At 64.8% G+C, this 24166-nt stretch carries 20 protein-coding genes; 3 read left to right on the plus strand and 17 right to left on the minus strand.

Going from position 1 to position 24166, the window contains the following annotated elements; all coding sequences use genetic code 11:
• Positions 1-3: 3 nt before the first annotated feature.
• From panC to acs, 11 genes are all read right to left on the minus strand, one after another.
• Entirely contained in the window at positions 4-858 is an 855-nt protein-coding gene (gene panC / locus AC19YT_RS08205; RefSeq protein ID WP_500610068.1) for a pantoate--beta-alanine ligase, read from the minus strand.
• Positions 855-1655: a 3-methyl-2-oxobutanoate hydroxymethyltransferase gene (panB, locus tag AC19YT_RS08210; protein ID WP_095109525.1), complete on the minus strand. Its 801-nt coding sequence runs from the start codon at positions 1653-1655 to the stop codon at positions 855-857. The genes panC and panB overlap by 4 nt, the downstream gene beginning before the upstream one ends.
• Before the next feature lie 247 nt (positions 1656-1902).
• Positions 1903-2379 (minus strand): 2-amino-4-hydroxy-6-hydroxymethyldihydropteridine diphosphokinase, encoded by a 477-nt coding sequence (gene folK / locus AC19YT_RS08215; protein WP_500599233.1) that lies wholly within the window; start codon positions 2377-2379, stop codon positions 1903-1905.
• Positions 2380-2383: 4 nt separating this feature from the next.
• Positions 2384-3775, minus strand: a complete 1392-nt coding sequence (locus tag AC19YT_RS08220) for a polynucleotide adenylyltransferase PcnB (protein ID WP_095109523.1) — start codon at positions 3773-3775, stop codon at positions 2384-2386.
• A gap of 720 nt (positions 3776-4495) precedes the next feature.
• On the minus strand, positions 4496-5929 hold the full coding sequence (locus tag AC19YT_RS08225; protein ID WP_500610069.1) for a sigma-54-dependent transcriptional regulator: 1434 nt from the start codon (positions 5927-5929) through the stop codon (positions 4496-4498).
• Between the two features lie 22 nt (positions 5930-5951).
• Positions 5952-8906 carry a sensor histidine kinase gene (locus AC19YT_RS08230; RefSeq protein ID WP_176465116.1) on the minus strand — a complete coding sequence of 985 codons (2955 nt, stop codon included), beginning with the start codon at positions 8904-8906 and terminating at the stop codon, positions 5952-5954.
• Positions 8890-9066, minus strand: a complete 177-nt coding sequence (locus tag AC19YT_RS08235) for a hypothetical protein (protein WP_003176118.1) — start codon at positions 9064-9066, stop codon at positions 8890-8892. Before AC19YT_RS08235 ends, AC19YT_RS08230 begins: the two co-directional genes overlap by 17 nt.
• A gap of 77 nt (positions 9067-9143) precedes the next feature.
• Entirely contained in the window at positions 9144-10040 is an 897-nt protein-coding gene (gluQRS, locus tag AC19YT_RS08240; RefSeq protein ID WP_095109520.1) for a tRNA glutamyl-Q(34) synthetase GluQRS, read from the minus strand.
• A 57-nt stretch (positions 10041-10097) separates the two neighbouring features.
• Entirely contained in the window at positions 10098-11276 is a 1179-nt protein-coding gene (locus tag AC19YT_RS08245) for an acetyl-CoA C-acetyltransferase (RefSeq protein WP_500610070.1), read from the minus strand.
• A gap of 228 nt (positions 11277-11504) precedes the next feature.
• Positions 11505-12377, minus strand: coding sequence for an oxygenase MpaB family protein (locus AC19YT_RS08250; protein WP_500610071.1), 873 nt, complete (start codon positions 12375-12377; stop codon positions 11505-11507).
• A gap of 48 nt (positions 12378-12425) precedes the next feature.
• On the minus strand, positions 12426-14363 hold the full coding sequence (gene acs, locus AC19YT_RS08255) for an acetate--CoA ligase (RefSeq protein WP_500610072.1): 1938 nt from the start codon (positions 14361-14363) through the stop codon (positions 12426-12428).
• Between the two features lie 188 nt (positions 14364-14551).
• Here acs and AC19YT_RS08260 point away from each other — a divergent pair, with 188 nt between their 5' ends.
• On the plus strand, positions 14552-16531 hold the full coding sequence (locus AC19YT_RS08260; protein WP_500610073.1) for a pilus assembly protein TadG-related protein: 1980 nt from the start codon (positions 14552-14554) through the stop codon (positions 16529-16531).
• On the opposite strand, the gene AC19YT_RS08265 is transcribed toward AC19YT_RS08260, so the two are convergent.
• The gene (locus AC19YT_RS08265) at positions 16528-19278 is read right to left on the minus strand and encodes an ATP-binding protein (protein WP_500610074.1); all 2751 of its coding nucleotides are present in this window, start codon (positions 19276-19278) and stop codon (positions 16528-16530) included. The genes AC19YT_RS08260 and AC19YT_RS08265 overlap by 4 nt on opposite strands.
• Positions 19275-19715 (minus strand): TadE/TadG family type IV pilus assembly protein, encoded by a 441-nt coding sequence (locus AC19YT_RS08270; RefSeq protein ID WP_095111051.1) that lies wholly within the window; start codon positions 19713-19715, stop codon positions 19275-19277. Before AC19YT_RS08270 ends, AC19YT_RS08265 begins: the two co-directional genes overlap by 4 nt.
• 75 nt (positions 19716-19790) lie before the next feature.
• Between AC19YT_RS08270 and AC19YT_RS08275 the strand changes: the two genes are divergently transcribed.
• Positions 19791-20261 (plus strand): A24 family peptidase, encoded by a 471-nt coding sequence (locus AC19YT_RS08275; protein WP_500610075.1) that lies wholly within the window; start codon positions 19791-19793, stop codon positions 20259-20261.
• A 133-nt stretch (positions 20262-20394) separates the two neighbouring features.
• The gene (locus AC19YT_RS08280) at positions 20395-21168 is read left to right on the plus strand and encodes a response regulator transcription factor (protein WP_500600085.1); all 774 of its coding nucleotides are present in this window, start codon (positions 20395-20397) and stop codon (positions 21166-21168) included.
• Between the two features lie 211 nt (positions 21169-21379).
• Here the strand turns inward: AC19YT_RS08280 and AC19YT_RS08285 are convergent, their stop codons facing one another.
• Genes AC19YT_RS08285 through AC19YT_RS08300 form a run of 4 tightly spaced genes read right to left on the minus strand, consistent with a single transcriptional unit; the run spans position 21380 to position 24155 of the window.
• The gene (locus AC19YT_RS08285) at positions 21380-21646 is read right to left on the minus strand and encodes a DUF3613 domain-containing protein (protein WP_095111049.1); all 267 of its coding nucleotides are present in this window, start codon (positions 21644-21646) and stop codon (positions 21380-21382) included.
• On the minus strand, positions 21643-22377 hold the full coding sequence (locus AC19YT_RS08290; protein ID WP_095111048.1) for a tetratricopeptide repeat protein: 735 nt from the start codon (positions 22375-22377) through the stop codon (positions 21643-21645). Before AC19YT_RS08290 ends, AC19YT_RS08285 begins: the two co-directional genes overlap by 4 nt.
• A 10-nt stretch (positions 22378-22387) precedes the next feature.
• Positions 22388-23269 (minus strand): type II secretion system F family protein, encoded by an 882-nt coding sequence (locus AC19YT_RS08295; RefSeq protein ID WP_500610076.1) that lies wholly within the window; start codon positions 23267-23269, stop codon positions 22388-22390.
• 1 nt (position 23270) lies between these two features.
• Positions 23271-24155, minus strand: a complete 885-nt coding sequence (locus AC19YT_RS08300; RefSeq protein ID WP_500610077.1) for a type II secretion system F family protein — start codon at positions 24153-24155, stop codon at positions 23271-23273.
• Positions 24156-24166 lie beyond the last annotated feature (11 nt).

Below are 24166 nucleotides of genomic sequence, written 5' to 3' on the forward strand. Positions count from 1 at the left end.
CCCTCAGGCATCCAGATTCACATGCAAGTTGTCGATCAACCGTGTCGGGCCCAGGTACGCGGCGGCCAGGATCACTAGGTCGCGGTCTTCGCCGGTGGCCGGGCGCAGGGTCAGGGCGTGGCGGATTTCCAGGTAATCGGGACGAAAACCCGCGGCTTGCAGTACCCGGCTCTGCTCGGCCAGCAACGCCGGGTAGTCGCGTTCGCCCTGCTCGATGGCCGCGCCGATCTGGCTCAGGCTGCGATACAGCGCTGGGGCGATGGCCCGTTGTTCGGCGCTCAGGTAACCGTTGCGCGAGGACAGCGCCAAGCCGTCTTCGGCGCGCACGGTGGGCTCGCCGATGATCTGGATCGGCAGGTTGAGGTCATGCACCAGAGCGCGGATCACGGCCAGTTGCTGGAAGTCTTTCTGGCCGAAAATCGCCAGGTCCGGCTGGACCATGTTGAACAGCTTGCTGACCACCGTCGCCACCCCCTCGAAATGCCCGGGGCGGCTGGCACCGCACAGGCCTTCGGACAGTTGCGGAACGCTGACGCGGGTCTGCCCGGCCATGCCGTCGGGGTACATTTCCTCGACTGTGGGCGCGAACAGCAGGTGGCACCCGGCCTGCACCAGGGTTTCCTGGTCGGCGGCGAGGGTGCGCGGGTACTTGTCCAGGTCTTCGCCAGCGCCGAATTGCAGTGGGTTGACGAAAATGCTCGCCACTACGAAATCGACGCGTTGGGCGGCCTTGGTGACCAGCGCCGCGTGGCCGCTGTGCAGGTTGCCCATGGTGGGCACCAGGCCAATGCGTTTGCCTTCGCTGCGAGCGCGGGCGACGGCGGCGCGCAGTTCACGCACGGTTCTGACCATGTTCATGCGCTAAACCCGTGTTCGGTGGCGGGGAAGGTCACAGCTTTGACTTCCTTGACGTAGGCGCTCAAGGCATCCTGGATGCTGGCTTGGCCTTGCATGAAGTTCTTCACGAATTTGGGCGAGCGGCCGGTCAGGGCCAGGCCGAGCATGTCGTGGATCACCAGCACTTGGCCGTCGGTGCCGCTGCCGGCGCCAATGCCGATCACCGGCACTTTTACCGCGTGGGAAATTTCTTCGGCCAGTTCGCTCGGCACGCATTCCAGCAAAATCATCGCCGCACCGGCCTGTTCCAGGGCAATGGCATCGGCGCGCATCTGCCGCGCCTGGGCTTCGTTGCGCCCCTGCACTTTATAGCCGCCCAGCACGTTGACCGATTGCGGGGTCAGGCCCAGGTGTGCGCACACCGGCACGCCGCGTTCGGCCAGCAGGCGGATGGGCTCGGCCAGCCAGGCGGCGCCTTCGAGCTTGACCATGTGGGCGCCGGCCTGCATCAGTTGGCCGCTGTTGTGCAGGGCCTGTTCGATGGTGGCATAGGCCATGAAGGGCAGGTCGGCGACGATCATCGCGCCCTGGTTGCCGCGTTTGACGCACGCGACGTGGTAAGCCAACTCCGCGTTGGTGACGGGCAGCGTGCTGTCATGGCCTTGCAACACCATGCCCAGGGAATCGCCGACCAGCAGCACATCCACGCCAGCCTGGCAGCAGGCCTGGGCGAACGTGGCGTCATAGCAGGTCAACATGGCGATTTTCTCGCCCTTTTGCTTGAGGCCTTGCAGGGTGGTCAGGGTGGTGTCTGGCATGAAAAAGTCCTCGTTCAGGCGCCGGGAAACTACTGCGAGTAACGCGCGTGATGCTTCGTTTATACAGGCGCACGGTCTGTTGTCGTGCTTATAAGGCCTGGATTGCGCCCTTCAGCGCCGGGTTGGCGGCAGCGGGACGCCTATAGTCGTGAGGAGAACTCGGTAAGTCAATTGGATGTGTTACCGCGTTGTTACGTCTGCGGTGTTACCCCTGTTACTGATGCGTTTCAGCAATAAAACAGCGAGGCTACAGGCGTTCGAGGCCGACAAACGGGCAATCGGCCAGCAAGTCCTTGAGCATGCGGCCGTCGGCCAGGCGCAAGTCAGCGGGTGCCAATTCCGCCAATGGATAGAGGACAAATGCCCGCAGGTGCACTTGGTAGTGGGGGACTTTGAGACGCGGCTCGTCGATCAGGCGATCGCCGAACAGCAGGATATCCAGGTCCAGGGTGCGCGGGCCCCAGCGTTCCAGGCGTTCGCGGCCCTGGTCGTTTTCGATGGCTTGCAGCGCGTCCAGCAGTTGCAGCGGCTCAAGGCTGCTGTCCAGCGCCGCGACCGCGTTGGTGTAGCGCGGTTGGCCGGGGAGCAGGGAGTCGCTTTGATAGAACGCGGACGTGCCGACGAGGCGGGTCTGGGGCAGGTGCGCCATGGCCTCGAGGGCGTGGCGCAGTTGTTCGGCCGGGGCGGCCAGGTTGCTGCCCAGGCCTATATAGATGCGTTCCATCGGTTTAGTCGTCGGCGCCGGCGGCGCGTTTACGCTTGCTGCCGCTACTGCGCCGACGTTTGCGGGGGGCAGCGCCGGTGCCGTCGTCCTTGCCGCTGAGCTCGCGAATCATCTCGCGGCGCTCGCTGTCGTTGCTGTCCTGGTAGTCGGTCCACCATTCGCCCAGGCCATCGGTCTGCTCGCCGGCGCTTTCGCGCAGCAGGAGAAAGTCGTAGCCAGCGCGGAAACGCGGGTTATCCAGCAGCAGGTCGGCGCGTTTGCCGCTGCGCCGGGGCAGGCGTTCCTGCATGTCCCAGATCTCGCGGATGGGCAGGGTGAAGCGCTTGGGGATGGCGATGCGCTGGCATTGCTCGGCGATCAGCTCGTGGGCGGCTTCCTGCATCGCCGGGATCGGCGGCATGCCGCGGCTTTGCAGGCGCAGCACTCGGGCGGGCAGGGCCGGCCAGAGCAGGGCGGCGAACAGGAAGGCTGGGGTCACCGGTTTGTTCTGCTTGATACGCAGGTCGGTGTTAATCAGCGCTTCGCTTATCAGCGTGTGGGTGTAGGTCGGGTTGTGCTCCAGCGCCTCGGCACTGGCCGGGAATAGCGGGTCGAACAGTTGCAGGTCGACCAGCATCTCGAAGGTGTCGGCGGCGTGGCCGGACAGGAACAGCTTGAGCACTTCTTCGAACAGGCGCGCCGACGGGATTTCGCGCAGCATCGGCGCCAGGTCGCGGATAGGCGCTGCGGTGTGCTTCTCGATGCCGAAATTGAGCTTGGCGGCGAAACGCACGGCCCGCAGCATGCGTACCGGGTCTTCTTGGTAGCGCTGGCGCGGGTCGCCAATCAGGCGCACCAGGTGGTTGCGGATGTCGTGTACGCCATTGGCGTAATCGAGAATGCGCTCGCTGACCGGGTCGTAGTACAGGGCATTGATGGTGAAGTCGCGGCGTTGCGCGTCTTCTTCCAGGGTGCCGTAGACGTTGTCGCGCAGGATGCGCCCGCTTTCATTGCGTGAGGACTGGTTGCTGTCTTCCTCTTCATCGGCTTGCGGGTGGTTGGCGCGAAAGGTCGCTACTTCAATGATTTCGCGGCCAAAGTGGATATGCACCAATTTGAACCGACGGCCAATGATGCGCGCGTTACGAAACTCGGCCTTGACCTGTTCGGGCGTGGCGCTGGTGGCGACGTCGAAGTCCTTGGGGGTGATGTTGAGCAGCATGTCGCGCACGCAACCACCCACCAGGTAGGCCTGGTAACCGGCGTTTTGCAGGCGTTCGACGATGTTCACCGCATAGCGGCTGAATTGCGCCTTTTGCAGCGAATGTTGGCTGCTGTTGAGCACTTCAGGGGTGCTACGCAGGTGCTGTGTGCGACGCAGGGGAGAACGGAATGACTGGAACAGCTTCTTCAGCATGGGATGCACTGTTTGAAGGAATGTTCGGCCATAACGAAGAATGACCGCATGATGGGCGGGGATTCTAGCATTTAGTCGGGGGATGGTGTAGGAGACTGGAGCAGCCACGTGTTTTAAGCGGCAAACTGCAAGGGAAATGCGCAATTACGGAAACTACAAGGGGAGCCGAAGCTCCCCAAGAAGTAGTTGCATGCTCTGTTTTTATTATTGGTTTCGGGCTTCTTGTTTTTGTTGAGTGCCCTTGCCACAAGGCTGTTGACCGTTGTGACACTCCCAATCGGGAGTCAAGAGCAAACGGATTGCTTTGATCGCTGTGTTGCAATGATCTCGATTGATCCAACCAGTTCAGGCTCTGTCTTAGGACAGTTTTTATTGTTCTCGGCCTGGTTGTGGGGCAAGCCCCAAATACAACGCCTCTCCAAAAGAATCAGTTAGCTGCGCCTCTCGCCGTCTTGTTTTTATTGTGCGTGAGTCGATTCGTCTTATTTTTATTGTCGTGTGCATTGCTTGTTATTGTTCTTGTACTGAATACATAGCAGGTGCCGTGCCAACTTTTGCAAAGCCCAATGAAACAAGGGGTTGGCTGGGTGTCGATGGTTTTTCATGGCCCAAAAAAACCGGGGCTTCGTTACCGTAAGCCCCGGTTTTTGTTACGTGAAAGTTAACGGGTAACAGTTTTTTCACATCGTTACCTGTAACGCACGCCCCTGGCGACGCCGATCAGCTCTCGCTGGCCACACCCGTCTTGCGCCGCGGAATACCCAGGCGCTGGCGGCGTTCCCACAGGCATTTACGGCTGACCCCCAGTTTGCGCGCCAGCTCTGTCTCGGTCATGTGGTCCTGGTGCTCCAGGACGAAATGCTGGAAGTAGTCTTCCAGGGACAGGTCTTCGGTGGGTTCGTGGCTGGTGGTGTTGGCGCTGCCCTGTTGTGGTGCCAAGCCGATGAAGTCGTCGTCTTCCAGGTCGCTGAGTTCGATGTCGATGCCCAGCAGTTCGGCACTGATTTCCGGGTTTTCGCACAGGATCACCGCGCGTTCCACGGCGTTTTCCAGTTCGCGCACGTTGCCCGGCCAGGAGTAATGGCGGATCGCCTGCTCGGCGTCTGGGGCAAACGTGAGGTCGGTGCTGTTGACCCGCGCGCTCTGGCGCGCCAGGAAGGCGCTGGCGATTTCGTTGACGTCGCTGCCACGCTCGCGCAGGGCGGGCAGTTTCAGGGCAATCACGTGCAGGCGGTAATAGAGGTCTTCGCGGAACTGGCCGACCTTGGCCAGGCTCTTGAGGTCGCGGTGGGTCGCGGCGATCAGGCGCACATCGACCTTTTGCGACTGCACCGAGCCGACGCGGCGGATTTCCCCTTCCTGCAACACGCGTAGCAAGCGGGCCTGGGCTTCGAGGGGCAGTTCGCCGATTTCGTCGAGGAACAGCGTGCCGCCGTCCGCCGCTTCCACCAGGCCCGCGCGCCCGGCGCTGGCGCCGGTGAACGCGCCTTTTTCGTGGCCGAACAGCTCGGACTCGATCAGGCTTTCCGGGATGGCCGCGCAGTTGACCGAAATCATCGGTGCCTTGGCGCGCCGCGACAGGTTGTGCAGGGCACGGGCCACCAGCTCTTTGCCGGTGCCGGACTCGCCCTGGATCAGCACATTGGAGTCGGTGGGCGCGACTTTGCGGATCTTCACGTAGAGGTCCTGCATCGGCGGGCAGGAGCCGATGATGCCGATCTCGCCGTTGCTGTTGTCCGGGCCTGGCTTGTCGCCGCCGGCGGCTGCCTTGCCGGCGGGTTTTTCGCCGCTGGCCTGGGCCGACTGGCGGTCACGCAGGATGCGCGCCACGGCCTGGAGCATTTCGTCGTGGTCGAAGGGCTTGGCGATGTAGTCCACCGCGCCCATCTTCATCGAGTCCACCGCCGAGCGCAGGCTGGCATAGCTGGTCATGATGAGCACGGGGGTGCCCTGGCCCAGTTTTATCAGCTCGGTGCCCGGGGCGCCCGGCAGGCGCAGGTCACTGACGATCAGGTCAAAGGTGGGAATGCTGAATCGTTCTTGTGCTTCCTGCACGGAACCCGCCTCGCTGACCTGGTACTGGTTGCGTTCCAGCAGGCGGCGTAGGGCGGAGCGGATAATGGTTTCGTCTTCGACGATCAAAATATGCGGCATTGATTCGATTCTCTCGACGGTCTCAGTTCACAGCGGACGTCGCTTCGACATGACGTGGCAGGGTTACCCGAATACGGGTGCCGCGTTGGCTTTCAAGGTCAGCCGGGCTGTCGATGGTGATTTGTCCATAATGCTCTTCAACGATTGAATAGACCAGAGCAAGGCCCAGACCGGTGCCCTCGCCAGGATCCTTGGTGGTAAAGAAGGGTTCGAACAAACGGTCGACGATGTTCTTGGGAATACCGCTGCCTTCGTCTTCCACGATCAGGTCGACCGTGTGCTCGCTGGCTTCGCTCTTGACCCGCACGGCATTGCCCGGTTGCGAGGCGTCGCGGGCGTTGGACAGCAGGTTGATAAGCACCTGGGCCAAACGTTGCGGGTCGCCGCAGACCCAATGCTCGGGGTCGCACAGGTTGTAGAACTGCACTTCGAAATTGCGCCGGTTCAGGGCCAGCAGGCCAATGGCGTCTTGGGCGACTTCGGCCAGGCATACCGGTTCGTCGCTGTGCTGGTGGCCACCGGCGTGGGCAAAGCTCATCAGCGACTGCACGATGCGCGAGACGCGCTTGGTCTGTTCGAGGATCTGCCCGCTGATTTCCGTCAGCTCGCTGTCGTCCTCGCGTTCTTCGCGCAGGTTCTGCGCCAGGCAGGCGATGCCGGTGATCGGGTTGCCGATTTCGTGGGCCACCCCCGCCGCGAGCCGGCCGATGCTGGCCAGGCGTTCGGAGTGCACCAGTTTGTCTTCGAGCATCTGCGTGTCGGTGAGGTCTTCGACCAGTAGCACCAGGCCGCTGTTGCCCGGCGCCAGGGGCTCGTCGATGGCGGCTTTGTGCAGGTTCAGCCAACGGGTCTGGCCGTCGAGGGCCAGGTGTTGCTTGTGCAAGTGCTCGTCGGGCAGGTCGATGAAACCTTGCAGCAATTGCCGCCACGGGTCGCTCAGGGTACTCAGGCGCGAACCCACCACGCGCTGGGCGGCGATGCCGGTCAGCTCTTCCATGGCTTTGTTCCACATGAGGATTTCCTGGTCCTTGGCCAGGGAGCAGACGCCCATGGGCAGCTCTTGCAGGGTCTGGCGGTGATAGCGGCGCAGGGCATCGAGTTCGGCGGCCAGGCCGGTGAGGCGCGAGTGGTAGTCCTCTAAACGGCTTTCGATGAAGTGGATGTCTTCAGTGACGTAGTTTTCGCCGCCGGCCTTGTACGGCAGGAAGGTTTCGACCATGTCCTGGGCCACGCTCGGCCCCATCAACCCGGACAGGTTGGCCTCGATGCGGTCGCGCAGGCGCCGCAGTGCATAGGGGCGGCGCTCGTCGAAGGGCAGGTAGAGGTCGCGCAGCGCTTGCTCGACTTCCTTTTGCGCGGCCTTGGCGCCCAACGGCTTGGCCAGTTGGGTGGCGAATTCCTGAGGCGAGGCGGCGTGCAATTCGCGCCGTTGCGGGCGGCGCACGTTGTCCACCGCGCAGGCTTCGGCGGCGCTGGCCTCTTCGGCGCTGGCGTTGGTGAACAGGGAGATCAGGGTGAACATCAGCACGTTGGCCGCCAGGGAGGCGATGGCCGCCATATGCCAACTGGTGTCGTCCAGCACGTAGATCATGTTCAGGATGGGTATATAGAAGCCCTGCAAGTTGCCGATCAGCGGCAGCAGCATGGTCACCATCCACACCAGCGTCCCGGCCAGGAGCCCGGCGATGAAACCGCGGCGGTTGGCGGTGGGCCAGTACAGCACCGACAACACCCCCGGCAGGAACTGCAAGGTGGCGACGAAGGCGACGATGCCCAGGTTGGCCAGGTCTTGCTCGGCGCCCAGCATCAGGTAGAAGCCGTAGCCGGCCATGATGATCGCGACGATCAGCGCCCGGCGCGTCCACTTCAGCCAGCGGTAGATATTGCCCTCGGCGGGCGGCTGGTACAGCGGCAGCACCAGGTGGTTGAGGGCCATGCCCGACAGCGCCAGGGTGGTGACGATAATCAGGCCGCTGGCCGCCGACAGCCCGCCGATGTAGGCCAGCAGGGCCAGGGCCTTGCTGTTGGCGGCGATGCCTATCCCTAAGGTGAAGTATTCCGGGTTGGTGGTGGCCCCCAGCTTCAGCCCCGCCCACAGGATCAGCGGCACTGCCAGGCTCATCAGCAGCAAAAACAGCGGCAGGCCCCAGCTTGCGCTCACCAGCGAACGGGGGTTGAGGTTCTCGGTGAAGGTCATGTGGTACATGTGCGGCATCACGATGGCCGAGGCGAAAAACACCAGCAGCAAGGTGCGCCACGGGCCTTCCTGCAACGGCGTGTGCAGGGCGGCGAGGGCGGTCTGGTTTTGCAGCAGCCACAGCTCCAGTTGCTGCGGGCCGTCGAACACGCCGTACAGGGCATAGAGGCCGACGCCGCCGATGGCGATCAACTTGATGACCGACTCAAAGGCAATCGCGAACACCAGGCCTTCGTGTTTTTCCCGGGTGGCGATGTGCCGCGAGCCGAAGAAAATCGTGAACAAAATAATCAGCGCGCAAAAGCTCAGGGCCACGCGGTGTTGCACCGGCTCGCGGGTGAGGATGCCGATGGAGTCGGCCACGGCCTGGATCTGCAAGGCCAACAGCGGCAACACGCCAATGAGCATGATGAGGGTGGTCAGCGCCCCGGCCCAGGTGCTGCGAAAGCGGAACGCGAACAGGTCGGCCAACGACGACAACTGATAGGTGCGGGTGATTTTCAGGATCGGGTACAGCAGCACCGGCGCCAGCAAAAACGCCCCCGACACCCCCAGGTAACTGGACAGGAAGCCATAGCCGTACTGGTAGGCCAGCCCCACCGTGCCGTAGAACGCCCAGGCACTGGCGTAAACCCCCAGCGACAGGGTGTAGGTCAGCGGGTGGCGGATGATCGAGCGCGGGATCATGCCGCGTTCGCTGATCCAGGCCACGCCGAAAAGCACCGCCAGGTACGCGGCGCTAATCAGGATCATCTGGGTCAGGCTAAAGCTCATCGGCATCTTTCTGGCTCTGCAAAATGAAGGTCACGACAATCAGGATCAACCAGAGCAGATAAGGGCGATACCAGGCGCCCGTGGCGTCGATCCACCAATCCATGATGGCCGGGGAGAACAGATAGATCCCCACTACCAGGAGCAGGACCAAACGATAGATGTACATCCTGGCCTCTCTTTCTTATGCGCGTGCCCGAAATCGTGCGGCGATGGTAACGGATGGGCGCCCGGCTGCAAGCACCGTCAACGTAATTGCGCTTCGGGCAGCGCCGGGGTGCGCGGGATCAGTGCGGCGTTCCAGTGCCGGGTGCCCCAGGCCAGTAACTCGCCGGGGCTGGCATCGCCCAGGTCGGTGCCGGGGTTCTGCCCCAGGGCCCGCAGGGCGCGCAGCAGCAAAGGCGTGGCCTGGTCGCGGGTCAGCGGCGGTGAGCGATACGACTTGCCCAGTTTGTGCCCGTCGGGTTGGGTGATGAGTGGCACGTGCAGATAGCGCGGCTGCGCCAGGCCCAGCAGCTCTTGCAGGTATAGCTGGCGCGGGGTGGAGTCCAGCAGGTCGGCGCCGCGCACGATGTCGGTAACCCCTTGCCAGGCGTCGTCCAGCACCACCGCCAGTTGATAGGCGTAGAGCCCGTCGCGGCGGCGGATGATGAAATCCCCGACCTCGCGCCCCAGGTGCTGGCGGAACGGGCCTTGCACGCGGTCCTCAAAGTGGTATTCCAGCTCTGGCACCCGCAGACGGATGGCCGCGCCTTCGCGAGCGTGGCCCAGGTTGCGACACAGGCCAGGGTAGATCCCGGCATAGGGCTCCAATTGCTTGCGCGAACAGGTGCAGGCGTAGGCCAGCCCTTGCTGGAACAGGCGATCGAGCACCTGGGCGTAGGCGTCGTGGCGCTCGCTCTGGCGCACCATCGCGCCGTCCCATTCAAAGCCGTAGCTTTCCAGGGCGTGGAGGATCGCGGCCTGGGCGCCGGGTTCTTCCCGGGGCGGGTCGAGGTCTTCCATGCGCAGCAGCCAGCGCCCGCCCACGCTGCGGGCGTCGAGGTAAGAGGCCAGGGCCGCGACCAGCGAGCCGAAATGGAGGTGGCCGCTGGGCGTGGGGGCGAAACGGCCAATGTACGAGGGGGAATTGATAGCAGTCATGGGCGGCGATATTACGTGGTCTGCCGCCCAAATGGAGCCTGGTGTGCGTGCCGCCGATCAGCGCTCGATCGCCAGCGCCACGCCTTGGCCGCCGCCGATGCACAGGGTGGCCAGGCCCTTTTTGGCGTCGCGCTTGAGCATTTCGTGCAGCAGGCTCACCAGCACGCGGCAGCCCGAAGCGCCAATCGGGTGGCCCAGCGCAATGGCGCCGCCGTTGACGTTGACCTTGGCCGCGTCCCAACCCAGCTCCTGGCCTACCGCCAGGGCTTGGGCGGCGAAGGCTTCGTTGGCTTCGATCAGGTCCAGCTCGGCCAACGCCCAGCCTGCTTTTTCCAGGCAGCGGCGGGTGGCCGACACCGGGCCGATGCCCATGATCGCCGGGTCCACGCCGGCATTGGCGTAGGCAGCGATTGTCGCCAGCACCGGCAAGCCCAGGGCCTGGGCCTTGGCGGCGCTCATCAGCAGCACGGCGGCGGCGCCGTCGTTGAGGCTCGACGCATTGCCGGCGGTCACCGTGCCGTCCTTCTTGAACGCAGGTTTGAGCTTGCTCAGGGACTCAGCGGTGGTGCCGGCGCGGGGTTGTTCGTCGGTGGCGAAGGCCAACGGCTCGCCTTTGCGTTGGGGAATCAGGATCGGGGTGATTTCGTCGGCAAAGCGCCCGGCCTCGATGGCGGCCACGGCTTTTTGCTGGGATTTGGCGGCGAAGGCATCTTGGTCTTCGCGGCTGATCGCGTATTTTTCGACGAGGTTCTCGGCGGTAATGCCCATGTGGTAATCGTTGAAGGCATCCCACAAGCCGTCGCTAATCAGGGTGTCGACCATTTGCGCGTGGCCCATGCGCAGGCCGGTGCGCGCGCCGGGCATGACGTAATGGGCCAGGCTCATGTTCTCCTGGCCCCCGGCAATGATGACCTCGGCGTCGCCGCAGCGGATGGCCTGGGCGCCCAGGTGCAGGGCCTTGAGGCCCGAACCGCAGACTTTGTTCAGGGTCAGCGCCGGCACGGCGTGGGGCAGGCCGGCCTTGATCGCTGCTTGGCGTGCCGGGTTCTGCCCGCAACCCGCGGTGAGCACCTGGCCGAGGATCACTTCATCCACTTCGGCCGGGTCCAGGCCAGTGTGGGCCAGCAATTGGCGGATCACCGCAGCGCCCAACTCCACGGCCGGCACGCTGGCGAGCGAGCCCTGGAAACTGCCGACGGCGGTGCGGGTGGCGGCAACGATAACGACGTCTTGCATGGCGCTGATCCTCAAGTGAAGTCAAAACGCCATGGTGGCACAGACCTGGCGCTGGGTTCCAATTGCGAACCGGGCGGTCGGGAAGTGTTCCCCGGGTCTTGTCTTGGGGGGCGGGCAGTGTGGGAGCAGGGTTGTGTGGGAGCGGGCCCTGCCCGCGATGGCGTACTTGAAACCGCGATCGCGGGCAGGGCCCGCTCCCACAAGGGGTTTACACACCCACCCCGGCGCTCACTCAGAAATCCCCATGCGCCGCTTGGCCCTTTGCACCGACCCGTTGCGCACTGCCCAGCGCAACACCGGCGCGCTGCGTTTGACGCTGGCGCGGATCAGCGAGCGTTGCAGCGGGGTTTGGCTCACGTCGAGCATGGCGCTGGCCCAATCCGGCAGCAGGTCGATGCCGGCCTGCATCATCAGCGCGCCGAAGGGCTTGGCCAAGCGGCTCGGCGCCGGGGCGGCGAGGAGCAGGCGCAGCACTTCGCGGCTGCGTTCGTCGCACAGCAATTGCGGGCGCAGGCGTTGCAGGTAGGTCGCCACTTCCTGGCGCGAGCGGGGCACGTCGCGGGCGCCGAGTTGTTCGGCGATCAGGGCAATTTCGGCGTAGTAACGGTCCTGGTCGGCGGGGCTGAGGTCGGGGTTGCGGTAGCGCAGGTGGGCGGCGAGGAAGCTGCTGACCTCGGCCACGTGCACCCAGGTCAGCAGGTCGGGGTCGCTGGCGGCGTAGGGGCGGCCGTCAGGGGCGGTGCCGACCACTTGCAGGTGGATGGTGCGCACTTTATCGATCAGCCATTGGGCGTCCTGACGTGAACCGAACGTGGTGCCGGAGATGAACTGCCCGGTGCGGCGCAGGCGCCCGAGCATGTCCTGGCGGAAATTGGAGTGGTCCCACACCCCCGCCAGCGCCAGCGGATGCAGGGCCTGCAGCAGCAGGGCGCTGATGCCGCCGATGAGCATGCTGGTGAAGTCGCCGTGTACCTGCCAACTGACGGAGTCGGGGCCGAACAGGCCCGGGTCGCCCTTGGGGTTTTCCAGGTCCAGTCGGCCTAGGGACAGGCCGCTCAGGCTCATGATCTGGGTTTCGATGCGGTTGCGGATAAAGTCCATGGCGGCTCGATAGGGGCGGCGCGCCCGGCCGGCGCGCCGCGTGGTGGGTCAGGTGTTGAGGCGCTTGGCGATCAGGCCATCGACCACGCTGGAGTCGGCCAGGGTGGAGGTGTCGCCCAGGGTGTCCAGTTCATTGCAGGCGATTTTGCGCAGGATGCGCCGCATGATCTTGCCCGAACGGGTTTTGGGCAAGGCCGGGGCCCATTGGATCAGGTCCGGTTTGGCGAAGCTGCCGATTTCCTGGCTGACGTGGTCGCGCAGTGCTTTCATCAGGGCGTCGTCGGTGGCGATGCCGTTTATCGGCGTGACGAAGGCGTAGATGCCCTGGCCTTTGATGTCGTGGGGGTAACCCACTACGGCGGCTTCGGCGATGCTGTCGTGCAGCACTAGGGCGCTTTCTACTTCGGCGGTGCCGATGCGGTGGCCGGAGACGTTAATCACGTCGTCGATGCGCCCGGTGATCCAGTAATCGCCGTCCTCGTCGCGGCGTGCGCCGTCGCCGGTGAAGTAGTAGCCGGGGTAGGGCTTGAAGTAGGTGTCGACCATGCGTTGCGGGTCGCCGTAGACGCTGCGGATCTGCCCCGGCCAACTGGCCTTGATCGCCAGGATGCCGCTGCCGGCGCCGTCGATTTCCCGGCCCTGTTCATCCAGCAGCACCGGTTGCACGCCGAACAGCGGTTGTGTCGCGCAACCGGGTTTGATGCGTTGGGCGCTGGCCAGGGGGCTGAGCATGATGGCGCCGGTTTCGGTCTGCCACCAGGTGTCGACAATCGGGCAGCGCTGCTGGCCCACGGTGTTGAAGTACCAGTCCCAGGCTTGCGGGTTGATCGGCTCGCCGACGCTGCCCAGCAGGCGCAGGCTGGCGCGGGAGGTGCCTTGCAGGGGCCCGTCGCCTTCGCGCATCAGGGCGCGCAGGGCGGTGGGCGCGGTGTAGAAAATATTCACCTGGTGCTTGTCGATCACCTGCCAGAACCGCGAACTGTCGGGGTAGCTGGGGATGCCCTCGAACATCAGGCTGGTGGCGCCGTTGGCCAGCGGGCCATAGACGATGTAGCTGTGGCCGCTGACCCAACCGACGTCGGCGGTGCACCAGAACACTTCGCCGTCGCGGTAGTCGAGCACGTACTTGAAGGTCATCGCCGCTTGCAGCAGGTAGCCGCCGGTGGTGTGCAGCACGCCTTTAGGTTTGCCGGTGCTGCCGGAGGTGTAGAGGATAAACAGCGGTGCTTCGGCGCCCATGGGCTCGGGCGGGCAGTCGGCGCTTACCTCGGCGCAGGCCTGGCGGTAGCCAATATCGCGGCCCGGGGTCCAGTCGACCTCGGCGCCCGTGCGCTCCACCACCAGCACGGTGCTGACTTTCGGGCAACTGAGCAGGGCCTTATCGACGTTCTGCTTGAGGGGCACGAATTTGCCGCCGCGCACGCCCTGGTCGGCGGTTATCACCGTGCGGCAGTCGGCGTTGAGGATGCGGTCGCGCAGGGCGTCCGGGGAGAAGCCGCCGAACACCACCGAATGCACGGCGCCGATGCGGGTGCAGGCGAGCATGGCGTAGGCCGCCTCGGGGATCATCGGCATATAGATGCACACCCGGTCGCCCTTTTTCACGCCGCGGCTTTTCAGCACGTTGGCCAAACGGCAGACGTGTTCGTGGAGTTGGCGGTAGGTGATGTTGGCTGACTGCGCCGGGTCATCGCCCTCCCACAGCAGCGCGACTTGCTCGCCACGGGTGGCCAGGTGGCGGTCGATGCAGTTGTAGCTGACGTTCAACTCGCCACCGTCGAACCAGGTGGCGGTACCGTGGGTGAGGTCGCTGTGCTGCACGCTCTGCCAGGGAGTGGACCAATCCAGGAAGCGCTTGGCCTGCTCGGCCCAGAAGGTGTCGGGATGGTCGATGGATTGGCGGTACAGGCGCTGGTAGTCGTCCTGACTCAGTTGGGCAGCCCGGCGCACGGCATCGGCTTTGGGGAACGTGCTGATATCGAACATGACGGTTCCTTATTGTTGTTTTTGGCGACGAAGCACAACCATGCACGCACTGGCGGCGGGGTTCAACCCTGGCGGCCGCCGCCAGTCGCCTGGGCTGGCCGGTTGCCAGCGCAGTGCCACTGCCTTGTCTACACTGCCCTGCATCAACGGAGGAAGCGCTCGGCCTCAGGCCGGCACAGGAGTGCTCGATGTCTCCCGGTTCAGGACGCAGCAGCCGTACCCGCCAACGCGGGGCCATTGGCCTGGTGGCGGCCATCACTCTGGGGTTGGCGGCATTGATGATGCTGGTGGTGGTCGACAGCGGCCGCCTGTACCTGGAGCAGCGCAAGCTCCAGCGCGTGGCCGACATGGCCGCCCTGGAAGCCGCCAGCCGTGGTGGCCATTGCACCCCGGACACCAGCGCGGCCACCTACGCCGCGCAAAACGCCACCCGCAACGGCTTCACCGTTGACGCCAACCAGACCCTGGCCACCACGTGCGGCGCGCTCACCGTGAATGGGCAAAACCTGCGCACCTTTGCCGTGGATGCGGCCAAGAGCGAAGCCATCCGCGTGGTCGCCACCCGTACCGTCACCACCAGCATTGCCGCGGGCGTGGGCGCCCTGTTCAGCGGCCGCGCGGCGACCACCACCACCACCCTCAGCGCCACGGCGGTGGCAGGCATGCCTTCGCCCTTGGCGATGCTGACTATCCGCACCGTGCTGGGCACCATCGATAGCACCAAGTCGGCCGTGCTCAACGCGGTGGTCGGCGGCCTGCTGGGCGGCACGGTGAACATCAGCGCCCTGGGCTGGGACGGCTTGGCCAAGACCGACATCAAGTTGCTCAGCTTCCTCGATCAATTGGCGGTGGACCTCAACGTCAAGGCCGGCGACTACGACACCCTGCTCGCCACCGATGTGTCGCCGACCAAACTGCTCGACGCCGCGATCAAAGTGCTGCCCAAGGACGGCTCGGTGGCTACCGTCACCTTGCAGGCGATGCAGGCCCTGAGCCTGATAAGCCGCAACACGCAATTGCTCAAACTGGGCGACCTCATCAAGGTGCAGACCGGCACCACCACGGCGGGGTTGGATTCCACCCTGCAACTGTTCCAATTGGTACAAGGCGTGGCGCAGTTGTCCAACAGCAAGACCGCCGTCTCGGTGGACTACAGCGTTGGCGTGCCCAATGTCGCCACGGTCACGATCAAGACCAAGGTCATCGAGGCCCCGCAGATGTCGGCCATCGGCAACCCGAAAGTGGCCAAGGCCGAATACGCCGCCGTCGGCCCGGTGGTGACCGCCAGGCAGATCTTCGTGCGCACCGCCCAGGTGCGTACCCTGGTGACCCTCGACCTGCCGGTACTCAAAAACATTAGCGCGCTGACCAACGGCTTGTCCCAGGTGCTGACCCCGGTGGTGGGGGTGGTCAACAACCTGCTGGGCCTCAAGCTTACGACCCTGCTCGACCCGTTGCTGTGCATCCTCACCAAGCCCTGCGTGCACCCCTCGCTGCAACTGATCTCCAGCCTGGACGTCAGCGTGGAGGCAGCCCCGGCCAAGAGCTTTGTCACCGACTACAACTGCGACACCGACGCCTCCAAAAGCCTCACCGCCCAGGTCACCACGGCGCTGGCCAACCTGGGGGTAGGCCGGGTGAACGCCACCCAGGCGTTTTCTTCGGCGGCGGCCATTGTGGTCGACCCGGTGCGCCTGGTGGATATCGGCACCGAGCGCTGCTACACCCTGCTGTTCATTGGCCTGGGCTGCGAGGCACGCATCCCCAGCGTCGGCGGCTGGCTCGACCTCAAGGTGCAAACCAGCGTGGCCTCGCGCAGCCAGAGCATTCCCTACCCGCTACCGCCCAATATCGGCCTGGGCCCGCTGTACAAAGGCCTGGCCACCACCAACATCATCACCAGCCTGGGCGACACCCTCACCGGCGTGCAGTTGACCTCCTACGCCGCGCCCAGCGGTGGCATCAGCGCGGCAGCCCTGGCCGGGGTGGCGGGGTTGTTGAGCGATATCAGCGCGGCGTTGGTGACGGCGATCAAAAGCATTCTCGGGCCGCTGCTGGACCCTATCGTCAACAGCGTGTTGAGCGTTTTGGGGGTGAGCCTGGGCAATGCCGAAGTGGGCGCCAACCTCAGTTGCCATGCCGGCGGGCGGGCGCAATTGCTCATCTAAACCAGCGGCAGCTCCACGCAAAACCGCGCGCCGTCGGCGGTGTTGCTGGCGCTCAGGCGCCCACCCATGTTGGCGATGATGCCGTAGCTCACCGACAACCCCAGGCCGGTGCCCACGCCCACGGGTTTGGTGGTGAAGAATGGCTCGAAGATGCGCTCCAGCAAGCGCGGGTCGATGCCGCCGCCGTTGTCCTGCACCCACAGGCGCACAGCGTTTTCGTCGCGCTCGGCGTGCACGCTGATCCACGGCTTGAACGGGCGGTCGGCCTCGCGCTTGCTCAGCAGCGCATCGCGGGCGTTGACCAGCAGGTTGATAAGCACTTGCTCCAATTGATCGACATGGCCGTGCACCTGCACCGCAAACGGCACTTCACTGATGCGCAGTTCCACGCCTTTGCCACGCAACCCTTCGCCCAACAGCGCAACGGTGCCCTCCACCGCGCGGGCCGGGTCGAACGGCTGTTGCTCAACCTCCGAGCGGCGGCCGAACACGCGCATGTGGTCCACCACCCGGGCAGCGCGCTGGATCTGCGCGTCGATGCGCTTGAGTTTGTCTTGCAGGTACGCGGGCTCGGCGTCGCCGCTGTCCAGGCGCTTGAGCACGTTGACCACGGCCATGCGCATCACGTTCAGCGGTTGGTTGATCTCGTGGGCCAGGCCCGTGGCCATCTCGCCGAGGGTGGCCATTTTCGCGCTCTGGGTCAGTTGCTGCTGGGCGCGGCGCACCTCGGTGTTGTCGCGGCCCACGGCTTGCACTTCTCGCAACTGGCCGTGCTCGTCGAACACGCCGCGGTCGGACCACACCCACCAGGCGTTGGCGCGCCCGGGCAGTTGCAGGTTGATTTCGGCGGTGCTGATGGGCCGTTGCGGGGTCAGTTGGGCGATGCGTTGGGCGAAGGCCTCGCGCTGTTCGGCGCTCATCCACTGGCCTAGGTTGACCCCCGGCAGCGCCTCGGGGGCGCATTCCAGGTAAGTGGCCAAGGGGCGATTGCCGAAGATCAGGCTTAAGTCCGGGCGATAGCGGCAGATCATCGCTGGCGAATCCTCCACCAGCATGCGGTAGCGCTCCTCGCTTTGGCGCACGTGCTCGCCGGCCTGGGTCGCCTCGGTGATGTCCAGCCACAGGCCCACCGCCTCCACAGGCAGGCCGAGGTCATCGCGCAGCAACTTGGCTTCGTCCAGCAGCCAGTGGTAGCTGCCCGCGGCGTCGCGCAGGCGATAGCGGCTGCGTACCGAGCCCTCGCGCAGCAATTGCCGGGTGCGCTGGAAATACGCCTCGCGGTCGTCAGGGTGCAAGTGCTCCAGCAGGCCGGCAGCGCTGCAATCGGCCAGGGTCCAGCCCAACAGCGGTAACAGGCTGGCGCTGAAGAAGCTCGGCTCCAGCGCCCCTTGTGCGTAACGCTGCACGTAGATCACCGCCGGGGAACTGGCGATCAGGTTATCGAGCCGGGCGTGGGCCGCGGCAGCCTGTTGCTGCTGGTTCTTGATGTCGCTGATGTCGAGCATGAAGCCGACCACCCGCCGAGCATCGCCCACACCCAACGCCTGGCCCTGCACGCGATACCACCGCGGCCCGTGCTCGGCCTCCTCGTGGTGCAGGCGCACGCTCAGCACCAGTGGTTTGCCGTGCTGCTGCAAGTCGAGCAAGCGGCGGTTGAGTTCTTCGCGCTCGGCCGGGTGGATCAGCGCCAGCCACTCTTCGCGGGGCAACTGCCAGGTGTCCGCTGGCAATTGCAGGCTGTGGGCCAGCGGCGGCGCCAGGTGGATCTGGTTGTCGGTCTGCTGCCATTCCCACCACCCGGCGCCGAGCAGGCCTTGCAAGGCGTCGAGGCGTTCGAGTTGCAGGTGGTGGCGCTGCTCGCGCAAGCGGCTGAGCAATGGCCCGGCGAGGGCGGCGGTGAGCAGCAGCCAGTCGCGCTCGCTCAAATCCGGGGCGTGCTGCAACACCGGGTAGAAACCGCACAGCAGCCAGGCGCCGACACCGTGGTCGTCGCGGTACGGCACCAGCCAGCCGTCGCTGTGGGCGAGCAGGCCTTGCAAGCGCGGGTGTTCGCTCAGCCCCTGCTGCACGCTCAGGCGCAGGGGGGTGTTGCCGCTCAGGCTGTCCAGGCTGCTGCCCAGCAACTGGCCGTCGTGCCATAGCTGCGGGGCATCGTGGGCGCGGTATTGGCAGTGGATCTGCCAGCCCTGATTGCGCTCATCGAGCAGCGCCACCGCCACGCAGGGGATGTGCCAGTGCTGGGCGATCATTTGCAGTTGTTCGCCCAGCACCTGGGGCAGGCGCGACAGGCTGCACTGGCGCAACTGCTGGCTGATTTGCGCGGCCAGGCTCTGGCAATGTTCGCGGCTTTGCGCCTGCTGGCGGCCCTGGCGCAGGTCGCTGATGTCGAGCAGTTGTAACAGCCAGCCCTCGGCCAGGGGCAACACCCAGCCGCGCAACTGCAAGGGCGGGCCGATCAGGCTGGCGAAATCCAGGTCCAGGCTGTGGCCCAGCCAATCGCCGGGCGTGCCTTCGACCACCAGGGCGCTGTGGGGCAGCAGAAAATCCAGCAGCGGCGGCGGCCGGTCCAGCGGCCGGAGCTGGGCCAGCATGTGGCGCAGCGGCCCGGCCATGTGCAGCACGCCGCCGTCGTGGTTCAGGTACAACTGCAAGCCGACACTGGGCGCCGGCAGGGCTGCCCAGGGGTCGTTGAGCAACGCCGGGTTGCGGCCCAGCAAGCGGCCGAACAATCGTCCCCCGGAATTCAAAATTGCAGGCTCGACTGGGCGCTCAGGTAGTCCGGCAGGTTAGGCACTTTGCCCACGCCTGGCAGCACGAGGAAGGGCAGTACCTGGTTCAACTTGCTGCTGGGGTACTTGACCTTGGCGGTGAGCACGCCGGCGGTGTAGTCGGCGCTGGTGTCCACGCCCCACGTGATGTTCAGCGTGCTGGGCAGCCATTCCAGCTTCTGGCGCAGCACCGCGTTGGCCAGGGCTTCGACGGCGCTCTTGTAGTTGGGCGTGGCCGGGTCCAGGGCCACGCTGCGGCGCACCGCCTCGGCGGTGGCTTCGTTGAACGATTGCATCATCAGCAGCGGCAGGCTGTAGGTGACGAGGCCATAAAACACCGCGAAAAAAATCACGAACACCAAGGCGAATTCGATCGCTACGGCGCCTTTTTGCTTTCTAGGCAGGCTGGTTTTCATGCGCGCGTCTACCCTGACAACTACGACGTAATGTCAGCATAGAATCATTCGGCAAAAAGGGACGTTTTTTACCTGATGCACACCTTTTTCCTATTCATGTGGCTGGCGCTTTGTGCTGCGCAGGATGCTCGGCAGCGGCAGATCTCCAATGGCTTGACCCTCGGGGCAACAGTGGTGGCCCTGGTCTACCTGTTGTGGAACGACACCACGTGGATCGGTGCCAGCGCCCAGCAAGGCGTATTCGCCTTTTTACTGGCGGCGGCCATGACCTTGCCCGGCTACGCCATGGGCCGCATGGGCGCTGGCGACGTGAAATTGATGGCCGCCCTGGGCCTGGCCACCGACACCCTGCACCTGCTCGGCACCTTCATTGGCGCGGGGGCGGTCAGCGTGCTGTGGCTGTTGATCGCGCCAAAAGTCTGGCCGCTTATGAGTCAACGGGTTAGGGCGCACGTACGGTGGCTCGACCCGAAAGAGTCAAAAAACCAACCCTTCGCGCCCTTCGTCTTGCTGGGCCTGCTGCTATCCCTGGCCTGGATCCACTAGTCGCGTGGCCCCGGCCGCTTTATGTACAGAGTGGCAAAGTGCGTTTACTTTGAAATCACACCCTATACAGCCTATGGCTATTGGTACAGGAAGAGGCTGCCCCCTCCCAGGCTTGCCAGGCATGGAGTTTCGCGTGAACAAGCTAACGTCCCAGGTGAAAGTGCTCGTGGTCGACGACCAGCCACTGATTGTCGAAGAGCTCTGCGAGTTTCTCGAAAGCAGCGGTTATCGGTGCGTGCCGTGTGAATCCAGCCCCCAGGCGCTGGAGCGCTTTAACGAAGACTGCGACATCGGCCTGGTGCTGTGCGACCTGCACATGCCCGACATGGACGGCATCGAACTGGTCCAGGCGCTGCAACGCATTGCCGGCAAACAACGGGCGTTCGAGGCCATCATGCTCACCGGCCGTGCCGACAAACAGGACGTCATCAAGGCGCTGCGCGCCGGGATCGCCGACTACTACCAGAAACCCATCGACCTGGACGAACTGCTGCAAGGCCTGCAACGCCAGGAAGTTGCCCTGCAGGAGCGACAGAAAACCCTGCAACTGGGCCACCTCAACCAAAAGCTGCAAGACCTCTCCACCTCCATCGACGGCCTCTACCAGGACCTCGACAAAGTGCGCCGCAGCCCCGGCACGCCGGCGCCCATGGCCAACGAGGCGGAGCCGGACGAAATCCCGGCGATCTTCCACCAACTCTCGCCCCGGCAACTGGATGTGGCGCGCCTGGTGGGCAAAGGCCAGACCAACTACCAGATCGCCTGCGAACTGGGCATCACCGAAAACACCGTGAAGCTCTACGTCTCCCAGGTATTGCGCCTGACCCACATGCACAACCGCACCCAACTGGCCCTAGCCCTCTCCCCGAGCCGCTCGGGCATGCGCCACCAAGTCACGGCGCATTGAGCCTGCTGTATTTCTGAGCAGTACATCCTCCCTGTAGGAGCGGGCCCACTGTGGCCGCGACGGCGGTAGGCCAGGCAGTGGAGGTGTGTGGGATGTACCGGCGCCATCGCGGGCGGGCCCGCTCCCACAAGGGTTTTGCGGTGTCAGCGGTATTTTGGTTTTGCCTGTGCCTTGTGTGGGGGCGGGCCCACAGTGCCTGGGTGCCTGTGTCCTACTTGCTGATCTCCCCACCCACATCCGCATCATAGAAATCCGGTATCTGGTCTTCGTAGCTCTTGAGCCAGCGCTGCATGGCCAGTTCCCGTTCGGCGCTGCTGGCGGTTTGCGGTGTGGGCGAGGGCGCGGCGTTGCTGCTTTGCAGGTGCAGCCAGCCTTCGGTTTCCTGTTGTTGCTTGGAGGCGGGGCCGGGTTCGATGGCGTTGCCGTTTTGGGGCAGGGCCAGCAGCGCGGCGCAGCACAGCAGGGTGAGTCGTTTCATGGCCACTCCTGGTTCGCTTGGGTCACAGGCAAGTGGCTGGTGGTCGCCACATGTTCGGGTTTGACGGGGGCCGGTTTGGCGCCGGCCTTGAGTTGCTCGGCCCGCGATTGCGCCAGGGTGAATTGTTGCGGGCTCAACCCGGCACGGCTGACCACTTCGCCCGCTTGCGCCCAGTTGTCCTGATACAGCAGCAGGGTCACCAGGTTGACCGCCGCCAGCGAGTCGCTTTGCTTGAGTTCCATGGCGGTGAGGAATTCAAAGCGCGCCTCGTTCAGGCGCAGTTGGTTGAGGTAGACCACGCCCAGGTCGTTGCGGATTTTCTCGTCGGTGGGCGCCAGGCTGGCGGCGCGTTGCAAGTGGGCCAGGGCCTGGGCGTTGTCGCCGCGGGCCGCCGCCAGTTGCCCCAGGCCATGTTCGGCCTCGCCCGCCAGGCAACCGCCGGCCAGGCTCTGGTACAGCGCTTTGGCCTCGCCGCGCCCGAGCAAGCGGTACACCCGCGCCTTGCTCAGGCGCACCTGGCTGAGGGTGTCGGGCAGGCTTTGCAGGTTGGCCAGGCTGGCGTGCAGTTTGCCGTCGCGGGCCATGTCGTCGGCCAGGTTCAGGGCCAGTTCCTGGTCGGCACTCAATTTGCCGCAACTGCTGGCGGCGCCCAGCGTCGCCCAAGGTGCCTGGCCGTTGCTGGCACAGCCGCCGAGCAGTAGCAGGCTGGCGATCATCAGGCGTTTTTTCATGGTGTTCCCTCTAGGAAAAAGCGCGGGCGATGGCGGTGAACCCGGGCCCGGCGAGCACGATCAGCAAGGCTGGGAACAGAAACAGCATCATCACCACGGACATCTTGGCGGACATTTTCGAGATGTATTCCTGCAAGTGCGTCAGGCGCCGGTCGTCGAGCAGTTGCTTGAGGGCCAGCAGCGACTTCATCGCGCCGCCGCCCTGGTGCAGCAGTTGCTGGAGGATCACGCAGGTGTCGGTGAATTCGTCGGTGTCCAGCAACTTGGCCGACAGGTTCAGTTCATGGCCCAGCTCCAGGCCCGAATCGACCCGGGCCAGGATCATGCGCAGTTCCTGGGTCAGCTCCGGCAGCAGCCGTCGCGCTTCCACGCTCAGCACCCGCAGGGCTTGCTCCACCGCCATGCCCGACTCGAACAGGATGCGCAGCAAGGGAATGAAGGTGGCGATTTCTACGCTGATCTGTCTTTGCCGGCGTTTGGCCGCTGCCGCTAGCAGGCGTTTGGGCAGCAGGTAGCCCAGGCACAGGGCGAAGAACGGCGCCAGCCACTGGTGCTCGATGTTGGGGAAAAACAGGGTTTGCGCCAGCAGCACCAGGCACAGCGCGAGGATGGGCAGGCCGACCTGGCTGGCGGCGTACAGCGAGCGCTGGCTGGCCTTGCGCCAACCGAGGCGGTTGAGCAGCCGTTGGGTTTCGTTGTCCAGGCTCACCGAGCGCTGGCCGAAACGGCTGTCGCCCAACAGGCGCAGCCAACTGCCCAGTTTGTTGTCGCGCACCAGGTGCCCTTGCAGGCGTTGGGCGACCTGGCGTTCGCGGCGTTTTTGCCCCAGCAGGGCCAGCAGTGCCAGGGCCAGGGCGGCGACAACCATCAGGGCAGCGGCGAGCAGGGCCATCTCAGATACTCCGCAACATGCGCCACAGCACCAGGCAGCCCGACACTTGCAGCACCACGGCGGTGATGAGCATGCGCTGGCCGCTGGGGTCGTGCCACATGCTGAGCATGTAGTGGGGGTTGGTGAGCATGAAGTAGCCGACCATGCCCACCGGCAGCACGGCCAGAACCACGGCGGTCATGCGGGTTTCGCCGGTCAGGGCGGCGAGTTGGCGCGCGCCCTGTTCGCGCTCGCGGATCATCTTGATGAGGTTTTCCAGCAGTTCGCTGGCGTTGCCGCCGTAGCGGTGGTTGACCTTCAGGCCCAGGGCGAACAGGCGCAGTTCGTCCCGTTCGTAGAGTTCGGCGAAGTCGCTGGCGGCCTCGGGCAGGTTGACCCCCAGTTGCACGTTGCGCTGGATGCGGCTCATGGCGCTCTTGAGCGGGTCGTTGCTGGCCTCGATGGCGCCCAGCACCGCGTCGGCCAGGGTGCGCCCGGCCTTGAGGCTGCGCACCGTGTGGTCCAGCAGCGGCGGCAATTGGGCAATCATGCGGTTGACCCGGCGCCGGTACAGCCAAGCAATCACCAGGCGCACCACCAACGGTGGCAGCACCACCAGCACCAAGAGGCCCACCCAGCCTTCGAGGACAAACCCGAGCATCAGCAGCAGCGCCCACGCCGCCAGCCACAGCCCCAGGCGCTCGGTGGGGCGGCCCAGGCCGGCGCGCAGGAAGGCCCGCTCCAGGCCGGTCCAGGCGGCTTTTTCCGGCGCCAGTTGCGGTTGGCCCTGGGCCAGGCGCTGCATCACCCGCTCGTTGCCGGTTTTGCGCAGGCCCTGGTAGAACAGGCGAATCGACAGGCTCACCAAGAGCAAAAACACCACGCTCAGCAGCAACGGCAGCAACATGGTCGGCACCT

The sequence above is a fragment of the Pseudomonas sp. MF08875 genome (assembly GCF_059862525.1).